Source organism: Paracoccus halophilus (genome assembly GCF_000763905.1).
GTDB lineage: Bacteria > Pseudomonadota > Alphaproteobacteria > Rhodobacterales > Rhodobacteraceae > Paracoccus > Paracoccus halophilus.
Genome location: NZ_JRKN01000009.1, coordinates 46101 through 57805, shown reverse-complemented (window position 1 = coordinate 57805; position 11705 = coordinate 46101). Strand labels below are relative to the sequence as shown.

The following is an 11705-nucleotide window of genomic DNA, read 5'->3' as shown; positions in this document are numbered from 1 at the left end:
CAAGCGGCCGCAGGGGCCATCCTGTCGGGACGTTACGAATTCGAGGCCACGGATGAACCAGCCCCTGCTGCCCGAGATCGCCCGGGACGACGCGATGACGACCCAGGATTATGCCTATCGGCGCCTGCGCAATGCGATCATGGTTGGCGCGCTGAAGCCCGGCACATCGCTGACCTTTCGCGGCCTTGCCGGGCAGCTGGGCCTGAGCGCCACCCCGGTGCGCGAGGCGCTGCGGCGGCTAAGCTCGGAAAACGCCATCGAGGTGCTGGAGAACCGCCGGCTTCAGGTGCCACGGATGACGCCGGGCCGTTTCGAGGAACTGGTGCAGCTGCGCATCGTTCTGGAAACCCATGCCGCCACGCGCGCCTTTCCCTATATATCGGACAAGGCGATCGACGGGCTGACGGCGCTGGACGACCGGATGGATGCGGCGCTGGCGCGCGGCGATCTGGACGGGTTGACCCGGATGAACCAGGAATTTCACAAGCGGCTCTACGGGCTCAACCCCGATGCGGCCGCGATCCCCCTGATCGAAAGCCTGTGGCTGCAACTGGGGCCGTTCCAGCGTCAGGTGATCGAGGATATCGACAGCATCGCCGGCGCCGACCACCACAAGGAAATGCTGGCCGCGCTGCGCGAACGCGCCCTGCAGGAGCTCTGCGCGGCGATCAGGGCCGATGTTCATGACGGCTCGATCCGGGCCGGGCGCGCCATGCTGCATGGGGCGGATCCGGCATAGGCGCCGCAGATCTGCCGGGCTTGCCTCTGGTCTTCCGCCGCCCGCTCGCTTATCCCGGTTCCAAGCAAGGGAATACCGCCATGACCGACCTGACCCAGACCGATGCCGACGCGCTGATCGCAAGCCTAGGCCAGCGCGCGCGCGAGGCCGCGATTGCGCTGGCCCAGGCCAGCGCCGAGGACAAGCGCGCCGCCCTGACCGGCGCGGCCGAGGCCATTCTTGCGGCGGAACAGGAAATCCTGGACGCCAATGCCGAGGATATGCATTTCGGCCGCGAAAAGGGCCTGTCGCCGGCGATGCTGGACCGGCTGATGCTGGACAGCGAACGCATCCGCGCCATGGCCGATGGGCTGCGCGCGGTCGCCGGGCAGGCCGATCCGGTGGGTCGGGTGCTGGCGGAATGGGACCGGCCGAACGGGCTCCATATCCAGCGCGTGGCGACGCCCCTGGGGGTGATCGGGGTGATCTATGAAAGCCGGCCGAATGTCACCGCCGACGCCGCCGCGCTGGCGCTGAAGGCGGGCAATGCGGTGATCCTGCGCGGCGGCTCGGAAAGCCTGCACAGTTCGGCCGCGATCCATCGGGCGCTGGTCAAGGGGCTGGTCCAGGCCGGGCTGCCCGAAGCCTCGGTGCAGCTGATCCCGACCCGCGACCGCGCGGCGGTGGCCGCCATGCTGCGCGCGCAGGGGCTGATCGACGTGATCGTGCCGCGCGGCGGCAAGGGTCTGGTCGGGCTGGTCCAGCGCGAGGCCCGCCTGCCGGTCTTTGCCCATCTTGAGGGCATCTGCCATGTCTATGCCGATGGCGACGCGGATCTGGACAAGGCCCGCCGCGTGGTGCTGAACGCCAAGACCCGGCGCACCGGCATCTGCGGCGCCGCCGAATGCCTGCTGATCGACCGCGCCTTTTACGACAGGCATCACGGCGTGCTGATCCAGGATCTGCTGGATGCCGGGATCGAGGTCCGCGCCGAGGGCGAACTGGCCGAGATCCCCGGCGCGAGCCGCGCCGAAGCCAGCGATTTCGGGCAGGAATTCCTGGACAAGATCATCGCCGTCAAGCTGGTCGATGGCGTCGATGAGGCGATCGACCATATCCGCCGCTACGGCTCGGGGCACACGGAATCGATCCTGACCGAGAATGACGCGACCGCCGCGCGTTTCTTCAGCGGGCTGGACAGCGCGATCCTGATGCGCAACGCCTCGACCCAGTTCGCGGATGGCGGCGAATTCGGCATGGGCGCCGAGATCGGCATCGCCACCGGCAAGATGCACGCGCGCGGGCCGGTCGGCGCCGAGCAACTGACCAGCTTCAAGTATCTGGTCATCGGCGACGGCACGATCCGGCCCTGAACGCCCGGCCGCTAAAAGGAAATCTCGCCGCCGGTCTCGTCCAGTTCCCATGTCAGCCGGCGCTCGGCCGCGCGGGCGAAACTGGACAAAAGCGGGAATTGCACCTCGGCAGAGCCGGGTGCCGGCCGCCGGTCGGGTTCGGTGTCCAGCCAGGACCACAGCGCCGGATCCAGCTTGGTGCGGCTGGCCTCGGCGACAAGACGCCAGCCGCTGGCGCCGCGGCAGATCAGCACGCTGCCGCCCCAGGGCATGGCGCTTTCCAGACACATCAGCGCCAACAGGATCAGCCGCGCCTCGATCCGCGGCAGGTCGCCCTCGGCATCCAGCCGGATGCGGATGCGGCCGCCCTTTTCGACATCGGCCAGCAGCGCCTGCAGCTCGGCCCCGCTCAGGCGCTGATCGGGCGCGGCATGGCCGAAGGCGACGCGGAACCAGCGCACCCGCGCCCGCGCCACCTCGACGCTTTCCGCGATCAGCATCATTTCGCCGCTTTTCGCGATGCCCGGGAAATCGCCGGAAAGTTCCAGCAATTCCAGCCCGTTGCCGATCGCGCCCAGGGGCGAGACCAGATCGTGGCACAGCCGCGAACTGACCAGTGCCGCCAGATGCTCGGCCGCGATCGGGCTGTCGGCCCGGGGGCTGCGGTGGATTGTCAGATCGTCCATGGATAGCTAGCCTGCTTTTGCCGCATGAAAGGGCATCGGATGAATGAAATTCTTGAACCCGGCATGATCGTGCGTCATCCCGGCGCGCCGGAATGGGGCACCGGCCAGGTCCAGTCACGCATCGGCGACAGGATCACGGTCAATTTCACACATGCGGGAAAGCAGGTCGTCGATGGGCGGAGGGTCAATCTGGAGCTGGTCACGGATACATCCCATTAAGATATATGGGCAAATTATAGCAACTTATGCGTGTGTCAATCTTTGCCCGCAGCGATTGCGGATCGGGCGAATCGATGCGGTTGCATTGTCACGCACCCGCGCCTAGACACGGGCGCAGACGCGAACCAGCAGGGTATTGGCCGGACGATGACGCCCGAAACTTTCTATTTCGAGACCCGGCTGGCCACGGATGAAAGCGATCTTCTGGCGGCGCAGCGCCTGCGCTATCGCGTCTTTGTCGAGGAGCTGGGCGGCAATGGCGCGCTGGTGGATCACGCCAACCGCCTTGAGCGGGACGAATTCGACCCGGTCGTCGATCACCTGATCCTTGTCGACAGGCGCCGCTCGCCCGAGGCGCTGGACCATGTGGTCGGCGTCTATCGCCTTCTGCCCGGCGCGCGGGCGGCCGATTTCGGGCGTTTCTACAGCGACGGGGAATATGACCTGGCACCGCTGCGCGCCTCCGGGCGGTCGCTGCTCGAAATGGGCCGCTCCTGCATCGATCCGGGCTTTCGCGGCGGTGCCGGCCTGTTCCTGATCTGGAACGCGCTGGCCGATTACGTGCTGTCGCGCGGGATCGAGATCCTGTTCGGCGTCGCCTCGTTCCACGGGACCGACACCGCCCGGCTGGCACAGCCGCTGGCCTGGCTGCATCACCATCACCTGGCGCCCGAAGCCTTGCGTCCGCGCGCGCATGCCGACGGGTTCCTGCCCATGGATATGATCCCGCCGGATGCGCTGGACCGCCGCGCGGCCATGGCCGCCATGCCGACCCTGATCAAGGCCTATCTGCGCATGGGCGGCACGGTCGGCGAAGGCGCCTGGCTGGACCGCGAATTCAATACCACCGATGTCTTCATGCTGGTGGACACCGACACCATGCCTGAAAAGCAACGCCGGCTCTACGAGACGCGACGCCAGCCATGAACCCGCGCGGCCCCGGCACCTGGCGGGACTCGGCCGCGCCGCCCGCCGCGCCCCGCCCCGGCCTGCGGGGCTGGCTGCTGGCGGCGCTGCGCGGCGGGGGCATCATCGCCGTGCTGGCGCTTGGCGTGCTGCTGATCGTGCCGCTGCGCCTGATCGAGCGGCTGTTCGCCGGTCCGCGCCGGCCCGCCACCGGGCCATGGGTGCAGGGCGTCTGCCGGATCTGCCTGCGGATCCTGGGACTGAAATGGCGGTGCGAGGGCCAGCCCCTGCGCGGCCCCGGCGCGATCGTCGCCAATCATTCAAGCTGGCTGGATATCTTTGTGCTGAACGCCGCCATGCCGGTGTTCTTCGTCTCCAAATCCGAGGTGGCGAACTGGCCGGGCATCAATATCCTGACCCGCGTCACCAATACCCATTTCGTCGCCCGCGACCCGAAACTGGCCCGCGCCCAGGCCGCGGAATTCGCCGCCCGCACCCGCGCCGGCCACCGCCTGCTGTTCTTTCCCGAGGGCACCAGCAGCGACGGGCGCCGGGTGCTGCCCTTCAAGCCGACGCTGTTCCAGGGCTTTCTGGACCCCGCCCTGCCCGGCACCCTGGCCATCCAGCCGATGAGCGCCAGCTATCGCGCCCCCAAGGGCCGCGATCCGCGTTTCTACGGCTGGTGGGGCGATATGGCACTGGGGCCGCATCTGCTGGCGGTGCTTGCGCAATCTCCGCAAGGCAGCGTGACGGTGCGGCTGCACGATCCGATCCCCGTGGCGGGCGAGACGCGCAAGACCCTGTCGGCAGGCAGCGAGGCCGCGATCCGCGCCGGCTTCGACGGCGACCGGCCGCGCTAGAGCGGCCAGAACAGCGGGATCGTCAGGCAGGCCACGATGCCGGTGATGATGTCCAGCGGAATCCCCACACGGATGAAATCGCTGAACTTGTAGCCGCCGGGACCATAGACCATCATATGGGTCTGATAGCCGATCGGTGTGGCAAAGGCGACGGTGGCGGCGAACATCACCGCCACGACATAGGCCCGCGGATCATGGCCCAATGACTGCGCCAGCGCGATGGCGATCGGAGTCAGCAGCACGGCAACGGCATTGTTCGACAGCACCTCGGTCATCGCGAGGCCCAGGAAATAGACGCAGACCAGCGTGACGAATGGCGGCAGGCCGCTGAGGTAAGGGGTCAGGAACTGGGCGATCAGCGTGACTGTCCCGGTATGTTCCAGCGCCTGCCCGACCGCCAGCATGGCAAAGATCATCGCCAGCAGCCGGCCATCGACAAAGGAGAACGCCTCTTCGGCATCGACGCAGCGCGTCAGCAGGATCACCGCCGAGGCGACAAAGGCCAGCCCGATGATCGGCGCGATGTTCAGCGCCGCCAGCACCACGACCGACAGCAGCGCCAGAATCGCGATCGGGGCCTTTTCGCGGCGATAGGCGCGGGCCGAGGGGCGCGAGACATCGAGCAGTTCCATATCGACGGCCAGCCGGCCGATATCCTCGGGCGCGCCTTCCAGCAGCAGCGTATCGCCCACGCGCACGACCAGATCGTCAAGCTGGCGGCCGATATTCTGGCTGCGCCGGTGGGCGGCCAGCACATAGACGCCATAGCGGCGGCGCAGACGCATGTCGCCCAGCCGCCGCCCGATCAGCCGCGCGCCGGGCGAGATCAGCACCTCGACCGTTTCGGTGGCGACCGAGCTCAGCTTGTCGACCATCTGCAGGTTCTTGTTGCCCTGCATCTCGAGCAGGTCGGCCATCTCGGTGCGCAGCACGACCCGGTCGCCCGGCTCCAGCACCACCTCGGCCAGATTGCGCCGCAGCGAGGCGTCGCCGCGCAAGACGTCGATCACCCGCACGGCATCGCGCTTGAACAGCGGCACCTCATGCACCGATTGCCCGACAAGGCCGGAATCCTCGGGAATCGCGACCTCGGTGAAATATTTCATCTCGCGGCGGCCACCCAGAAAGGCGGCCAGCGAAGTGCGGCTGGGCAGCAGCTTCCAGCCGATCAGCGCGAAATAGGCGATGCCGGCCAGGGTGACCGCGATGCCCACCGGCGCGATCTCGAAAATGGTAAAGGGCTCCATGCCCGCATCGCGCGCCACACCGTCCACCAGCAGGTTGGTCGAGGTGCCCAGCAGCGTCATCATGCCGCCCATGATGGTGAAATAGCTCAGCGGCATCAGCAGCTTGGAGGGGGAAATTCCAAGCCTGACGGCGATCTGGATAAAGATCGGGATCATCACCGCCACGACCGGCGTATTGTTCATGATCGCCGAGGCGACGATGACAAAGGCGAACAGCGACACGATAGTCAGCACCGGATTGGTCGAGATCCGGGCCGAGACGATGCGCGACATCATCTCCAGCGCGCCGGTCCGCAGCAGCCCGCCCATGATCAGGAACATGAAGGCGATGGTCCAGGGCGCGGCATTGGACAGCACGGTTGCCGCCCGTTCCACCGGCAGCAGCCCTAGCGCCATCATCGTCGCCGCCGCGCCGATGGCGACCACCTCGGGCGGATGTTTTTCGCGGATAAACTGAACGAAGGTGATGGCCACGATGATCAGCATGGCGATTGCCGCATTCGTGCCAGTCAGTTCAAATCCGAGCATCCATTACCTGCAAAGCTGCCGCGAAATCTCGACTCATCCGCTGGGTAATACGTTTTTTACCGAAAATCGCGCAAGCGCAAGCTGAACCCTCAGCCCGCCGCTGGCGCAGGGACAAGCCGGCCGCCCGCGCGCACCGGCTCGACCGAGGTGGCCAGCCCGGTGCGGTCGTCGGTAATGACGATGACGCCGGCAAGCGTGGCCTCGCCCTCGGCCGGGGCAAAGCGCTCCGAGGCCATGCCGGTCAGGAAGCGGCGCAGCGGCTCGGCCTTGTCCATGCCGATGATGCTGTCATAGTCGCCGCACATGCCGGCATCGGACTGATAGGCCGTGCCACGGTTCAGGATCATCGTGTCGGCGGTCGGCACATGGGTATGGGTGCCGACGACAAGGCTGGCGCGGCCGTCGCACCAATGGCCCATGGCCATCTTTTCGCTGGTCGCCTCGGCATGGATATCGACGACGGCGGCCTGAACGGCGCCGCCCAGCACATGGGCGCGCAGCACCGCGTCGATGGCCGAGAACGGATCGTCGAAGGGCCGCTTCATGAACACCTGGCCCAGCACCTGCGCGACCAGCACCTTGCGCCCGCGCGTCGCCTCGAACACCCGCGCGCCGCGACCGGGCGCGGCCTTGGAATAGTTCAGCGGCCGGATGATGCGCGGCTCGGATTCGATAAAGGACAGCATGTCCTTCTGGTCAAAGGCGTGATCGCCCAGGGTGATGCAATCGGCGCCGGCATCCAGGATCAGCCTGGCGTGACCGCCGGTCAGCCCCATGCCGCCGCTGGCGTTTTCACCGTTCACCACGGTGAAATCGACATTGAGCTTATCCTTCAGCGGGCCGAGCCCCTCGGATATGGCGCGCCGTCCGGCCCGCCCCATCACGTCGCCAAGATAGAGAATCCGCATGTGCCAGCGTTAGAACAATGCCGGGCCACGCTCAAGCCCGAGCTTGCGATGCGAATGCCCGCGCGCCGCAGCCGGCACGCGCCGTCAGACCAGCAGCGCGCCCGCCAGAAAGGCGATGCCGGCGATCGCCGCGCCGGCGGCCATGCCGCGCAGCAGATCGCGCCGCCCGCGACGCCTGCCATCGTCGCGCCCTGCCGCGTCGCGCAAAAGCTCGGGCATCTTGCGTTCCAGGAATTCCGGCAGCAGCGGCGCGAAACGGCCGATGACCTGCGCGATCCGCGCCGCGTCGCGCACCGCCGCGCGCGGGCCCAGATTGTCGCGGATATAGCTTTCGACCACCGGCTTGCCGACCTCCCACATGTTGATCTGCGGGTTCAGCGACCGGGCCACGCCCTCGACCACGACCATGGTGCGCTGCAGCAGGATCAGCTCGGTCCGGGTGGCCATGCCGAAACGCTCGGTCACCTCGAACAGATAGGCCAGCAGATTGGCCATCGAGATGCGGCTGGCATCGGCGCCAAAGATCGGCTCGCCCACGGCGCGCAGCGCGCGGGCGAATTCCAGCATGTCGCGGTCGCGGGGCACATAGCCCGCCTCGAAATGCACCCGCGCGACGCGTTCGTAATCGCGGCGGATGAAGCCCATCAGGATCTCGGCATAGACGCGGCGGGTATATTCGTCGATCTCGCCCATGATGCCGAAATCGTAGATGACGATATCGCCATTGGCCGCGACCTTGAGATTGCCCTGATGCATGTCGGCATGGAAATAGCCGTCGCGCAGCGCGTGGCGCAGGAACATCTGCAACACCCGCGAGCCCAAGGCCGGCAGGTCGTGGCCGGCAGCGCGCAGCCCGGCGAGATCGCCCATCGGGATGCCCTCGGCCCAGTCGCTGGTCAGCACCCGCCGCGCGCTGAGATGCCAATGCGGCATCGGCACGGCCATGCCTTCGTCCCGAGCGGTGTTTTCCGAGAATTCCGAGGCCGAGGCCGCTTCGAGCCGCAGGTCCAGCTCGCCCGTCACCACCGATTCGAAATGGCTGATCACGTCGCGCGGACGCAGGCGGCGGCTGCCCGGGGACAGCCGCTCGATCATGTCGGCAGCGAAATGGAAGGCGTCGATATCGCGGCGAAAGGCGCTCTCGATCCCCGGGCGCAACACCTTGACCGCGACCTCGCGGCCGTTATCGGCGCGGCGCGCGCGATGCACCTGCGCGATCGAGGCCGCCGCCACCGAATCGGAAAACTCGGTGAACAGCTCGTCGACGGGCCGCCCCACCGCCTCGGCGATGGTCTGGCGCGCCCGCGCGGTCGCAAAGGGCGGCAGACGATCCTGCAGCATCGACAGCTGATTGGCCAGTTCGACACCGACGACATCGGGCCGGGTCGACAGAATCTGGCCGAATTTCACATAGGCCGGGCCCAATGCGGTGATCGCGCGGGTGACCGGCGGCAGGTTCGGATCGCCCTTGTAGCCCAGCCAGGCAAAGGGCCAGCCCAGGATGCGCGCGGCGGCGCGCACGCGGGGGGGCGCGTTCAGCGCATCCAGCGCGACCTTCATCGCGCCCGTACGCTCGAATGTGGCGCCGGTCCGGATCAGGCGCCAGATATTGTGGGGTCCGCGCATCTAGAGCTTCCAGCCCGAATGCAGCGCGGCGATCCCCATCGAGAGATTGCGCCACTGCACGCGGCCGAATCCGGCCTCGCGGATCATCTGGCCGAAAGTCTCCTGATCGGGGAACTTGCGGATCGATTCGACCAGGTACTGATAGCTGTCGCGGTCATTGGCCACCACCTGCCCCATGGCCGGGATCACGTTGAAGGAATAGCGGTCGTAAAGCCATTGCAGCATCGGCACCGGCATCTGGCTGAACTCCAGCACCAGCAGGCGCCCGCCGGGGCGCAGGACGCGCCGCGCCTCGGCCAGCGCGTCGGGGATGCGGGTGACATTGCGGATGCCGAAGCTGATCGTGTAGCGGTCGAAGCTGTCATCCTGAAAGGGCAGCGCCATCGCGTCGCCGGTGACCCAGGTGAGGCGGTCGGCCAGCTGGCCCGCCTCGGCGCGGTTGCGGCCCTCGATCAGCATCGATTCGGTCATGTCGCAGACGGTGACGCGGGCGCCCGGCGCGCGGTCCAGAAACCGGAACGCGATATCGCCGGTCCCGCCCGCCACATCCAGCAGGTGCTGGCCGGCACGCGGCGCCAGCCAGTCCATCATCGCGGTTTTCCAGACCCGGTGGATGCCGACGCTCATCAGATCGTTCATCACGTCATAGCGCGAGGCCACGCGCGAGAAGACGCCATGAACCAGCCCGGCCTTGTCATCCTCGGCCACGGTGCGAAAGCCGAAATGGGTCTCTTTGGGCTCGTCAGGGGTCATATCGCTTGTCCATCCGTCTTTATGCGCCCAGATAGACCGGATGCGCGCTCCGCGCCACAGGTCGCGGGCGCAAGATGCGATGAATGGAAGAAAAATGCCAGAACTGCCCGAGGTTGAAACCGTGCTGCGCGGCCTTCAGCCACATCTGGAAGGCCAGGTGATCGCCCGCGCCGAGGCCCGGCGCCCCGATCTGCGCTGGCCGCTGCCGCCCGATCTGGTGCAGGTGCTGACCGGCGCGCGGGTGGTCGCGCTGCGCCGGCGCTCGAAATACATCCTGGCCGAGCTGCAGGATCGCGGCAGCCTGCTTCTGCATCTGGGCATGTCCGGGCGGATGCTGATCGAGGATCAGGCGCAGGGCGGGTTTCATCGCGATCCGGCGATCCTGCCGCGCCACGATCATGTGGTGTTCTGGACCGACCGGGGCACGCGGATCACCTTCAACGACGCGCGCCGCTTCGGCATGGTCGATCTGGTCGCGCCCGGCGCCAGCCATCCCCTGCTGGCGCATCTGGGCCCCGAGCCGCTGTCGGACGGCTTCACCCCCGAGGTGCTGATCGCGGCCTTTGCCGGGCGGCGCAGCCCGGTCAAGACGGCGCTGCTGGACCAGCGAATCGTCGCCGGGCTGGGCAATATCTATGTCAGCGAGGCGCTGCACCGCGCCGGGATCGACCCGCGCCGCGCCGCCGGCCGCATCGGTGCGGCGCGCATCGCGGCACTGACCGGCCATATCCGCGACGTGCTGACCGAGGCGATCGCGGCGGGCGGCTCGTCCCTGCGCGATCACCGGCAGGCGACGGGCGAGCTGGGCTATTTCCAGCACGCCTTTCGCGTCTATGACCGCGAGGGCGCGCCCTGCCCCAGACCCGGTTGCCCGGGCGCGATCCGCCGCATCGTGCAATCCGCCCGGTCAAGCTATTTCTGCCCGCAATGCCAGAAATGAAACTCAGGGCCATGGCCGAAGCCGGCGATGGCCGGGCCGAAGGGACGCTGCGTGGCGCTGGCCTTGCGGTGCCGGATTTGTTACGAAGCACGGTCTGCTTGTTCCCACAAAAGGCAAAAAAGCGATGGCTTACCAGACCCTCACCGTCGAGATCGACGACAATGTTGCGCTGATCCGGCTGAACCGGCCCGAGGCGCTGAACGCATTGAATTCGCAGCTCATGCAAGAGCTTGGCGATGCCCTGACCGAGGCGGACCGGAACGAAAAGGTGCGCTGCATCGTGCTGACCGGCAGCGACAAGGCCTTTGCCGCCGGCGCCGACATCAAGGAGATGTCCTCGAAAAGCTTCGTGGATGTCTATACCGAGAACCTGTTCGGCGATGAGGTCGACCGGATCACCGCGACCCGCAAGCCGATCATCGCGGCGGTCGCCGGCTATGCGCTTGGCGGCGGCTGCGAACTGGCCATGGCCTGCGATTTCATCATCTGCGCCGACAACGCCAAGTTCGGCCAGCCCGAGATCAATCTGGGCGTCATCGCCGGGATCGGCGGCACGCAGCGCCTGACCCGGTTCGTCGGCAAGTCGAAATCCATGGAAATGCACCTGACCGGGCGCTTCATGGATTCGGCCGAGGCCGAGCGCTCGGGCCTGGTCAGCCGGGTGGTGCCGGCCGCCAAGCTGATCCCCGAGGCGGTCGCCGCCGCCAGAAAGATCGCCGAGAAATCGCAGATCGCCGTCATGGCCGCGAAAGAGGCGGTCAACCGCGCCTATGAGACCACGCTGAGCGAAGGGCTGCTGTTCGAGCGGCGCAATTTCCAGGCGATGTTCGCGACCGAGGACCAGAAGGAAGGCATGAGCGCCTTTCTGGAAAAGCGCGAGCCGCAATTCCGCGACCGCTGATTTCCGCTTGGCTTTTGCGCCCGGCCCCTGTATAGGGCCGGGCTTACATGCGCGTGGGCCC

At 67.2% G+C, this 11705-nt stretch carries 12 protein-coding genes; 7 read left to right on the top strand and 5 right to left on the bottom strand.

All coding sequences use genetic code 11. The features are described 5' to 3' along the window. The first annotated feature begins 52 nt into the window (after positions 1–52). Positions 53–739: a GntR family transcriptional regulator gene (locus IT41_RS08670; RefSeq protein WP_036740305.1), complete on the top strand. Its 687-nt coding sequence runs from the start codon at positions 53–55 to the stop codon at positions 737–739. Between the two features lie 80 nt (positions 740–819). Next, positions 820–2091 (top strand): glutamate-5-semialdehyde dehydrogenase, encoded by a 1272-nt coding sequence (locus IT41_RS08665; RefSeq protein ID WP_036740304.1) that lies wholly within the window; start codon positions 820–822, stop codon positions 2089–2091. Positions 2092–2102: 11 nt separating this feature from the next. On the opposite strand, the gene IT41_RS08660 is transcribed toward IT41_RS08665, so the two are convergent. Continuing rightward, complete coding sequence (locus IT41_RS08660; protein WP_052081357.1) at positions 2103–2756, bottom strand: histidine phosphotransferase family protein; 654 nt, start codon at positions 2754–2756, stop codon at positions 2103–2105. A 39-nt stretch (positions 2757–2795) separates the two neighbouring features. On the opposite strand from IT41_RS08660, the gene IT41_RS08655 reads away from it, so the two are divergent. From IT41_RS08655 to olsA, 3 genes are all read left to right on the top strand, one after another. Next, positions 2796–2975: a DUF3553 domain-containing protein gene (locus IT41_RS08655; protein ID WP_036740303.1), complete on the top strand. Its 180-nt coding sequence runs from the start codon at positions 2796–2798 to the stop codon at positions 2973–2975. Positions 2976–3122: 147 nt separating this feature from the next. Then, positions 3123–3902, top strand: a complete 780-nt coding sequence (olsB, locus tag IT41_RS08650) for an L-ornithine N(alpha)-acyltransferase (RefSeq protein ID WP_036740302.1) — start codon at positions 3123–3125, stop codon at positions 3900–3902. Further along, entirely contained in the window at positions 3899–4741 is an 843-nt protein-coding gene (olsA, locus tag IT41_RS08645; protein ID WP_036740299.1) for a lyso-ornithine lipid O-acyltransferase, read from the top strand. The genes olsB and olsA overlap by 4 nt, the downstream gene beginning before the upstream one ends. On the opposite strand, the gene IT41_RS08640 is transcribed toward olsA, so the two are convergent. From IT41_RS08640 to ubiE, 4 genes are all read right to left on the bottom strand, one after another. Beyond that, on the bottom strand, positions 4738–6516 hold the full coding sequence (locus IT41_RS08640; RefSeq protein ID WP_036740297.1) for an SLC13 family permease: 1779 nt from the start codon (positions 6514–6516) through the stop codon (positions 4738–4740). The genes olsA and IT41_RS08640 overlap by 4 nt on opposite strands. Positions 6517–6605: 89 nt before the next feature. Beyond that, on the bottom strand, positions 6606–7424 hold the full coding sequence (locus IT41_RS08635) for a TIGR00282 family metallophosphoesterase (protein ID WP_036740295.1): 819 nt from the start codon (positions 7422–7424) through the stop codon (positions 6606–6608). Between the two features lie 84 nt (positions 7425–7508). Beyond that, positions 7509–9050 (bottom strand): 2-polyprenylphenol 6-hydroxylase, encoded by a 1542-nt coding sequence (ubiB, locus tag IT41_RS08630; protein ID WP_036740294.1) that lies wholly within the window; start codon positions 9048–9050, stop codon positions 7509–7511. After that, a complete protein-coding gene (ubiE, locus tag IT41_RS08625) occupies positions 9051–9803 on the bottom strand; it encodes a bifunctional demethylmenaquinone methyltransferase/2-methoxy-6-polyprenyl-1,4-benzoquinol methylase UbiE (RefSeq protein WP_036740293.1) in 753 nt (250 codons plus the stop codon). A gap of 94 nt (positions 9804–9897) precedes the next feature. On the opposite strand from ubiE, the gene mutM reads away from it, so the two are divergent. Together mutM and IT41_RS08615 are read left to right on the top strand one after the other, a co-directional pair. After that, the gene (mutM, locus tag IT41_RS08620) at positions 9898–10743 is read left to right on the top strand and encodes a bifunctional DNA-formamidopyrimidine glycosylase/DNA-(apurinic or apyrimidinic site) lyase (RefSeq protein ID WP_036740292.1); all 846 of its coding nucleotides are present in this window, start codon (positions 9898–9900) and stop codon (positions 10741–10743) included. Positions 10744–10867: 124 nt separating this feature from the next. Next, the gene (locus tag IT41_RS08615) at positions 10868–11644 is read left to right on the top strand and encodes an enoyl-CoA hydratase (protein WP_036740290.1); all 777 of its coding nucleotides are present in this window, start codon (positions 10868–10870) and stop codon (positions 11642–11644) included. Positions 11645–11705 lie beyond the last annotated feature (61 nt).

Bases quoted from the DNA above. Each gene is read 5' to 3' on its own strand.
- IT41_RS08670 (WP_036740305.1), top strand. From the start codon at position 53: ATGAACCAGCCCCTGCTGCCCGAGATCGCCCGGGACGACGCGATGACG.
- IT41_RS08665 (WP_036740304.1), top strand. From the start codon at position 820: ATGACCGACCTGACCCAGACCGATGCCGACGCGCTGATCGCAAGCCTA.
- IT41_RS08660 (WP_052081357.1), bottom strand. From the start codon at position 2,756: ATGGACGATCTGACAATCCACCGCAGCCCCCGGGCCGACAGCCCGATC.
- IT41_RS08655 (WP_036740303.1), top strand. From the start codon at position 2,796: ATGAATGAAATTCTTGAACCCGGCATGATCGTGCGTCATCCCGGCGCG.
- olsB (WP_036740302.1), top strand. From the start codon at position 3,123: ATGACGCCCGAAACTTTCTATTTCGAGACCCGGCTGGCCACGGATGAA.
- olsA (WP_036740299.1), top strand. From the start codon at position 3,899: ATGAACCCGCGCGGCCCCGGCACCTGGCGGGACTCGGCCGCGCCGCCC.
- IT41_RS08640 (WP_036740297.1), bottom strand. From the start codon at position 6,516: ATGCTCGGATTTGAACTGACTGGCACGAATGCGGCAATCGCCATGCTG.
- IT41_RS08635 (WP_036740295.1), bottom strand. From the start codon at position 7,424: ATGCGGATTCTCTATCTTGGCGACGTGATGGGGCGGGCCGGACGGCGC.
- ubiB (WP_036740294.1), bottom strand. From the start codon at position 9,050: ATGCGCGGACCCCACAATATCTGGCGCCTGATCCGGACCGGCGCCACA.
- ubiE (WP_036740293.1), bottom strand. From the start codon at position 9,803: ATGACCCCTGACGAGCCCAAAGAGACCCATTTCGGCTTTCGCACCGTG.
- mutM (WP_036740292.1), top strand. From the start codon at position 9,898: ATGCCAGAACTGCCCGAGGTTGAAACCGTGCTGCGCGGCCTTCAGCCA.
- IT41_RS08615 (WP_036740290.1), top strand. From the start codon at position 10,868: ATGGCTTACCAGACCCTCACCGTCGAGATCGACGACAATGTTGCGCTG.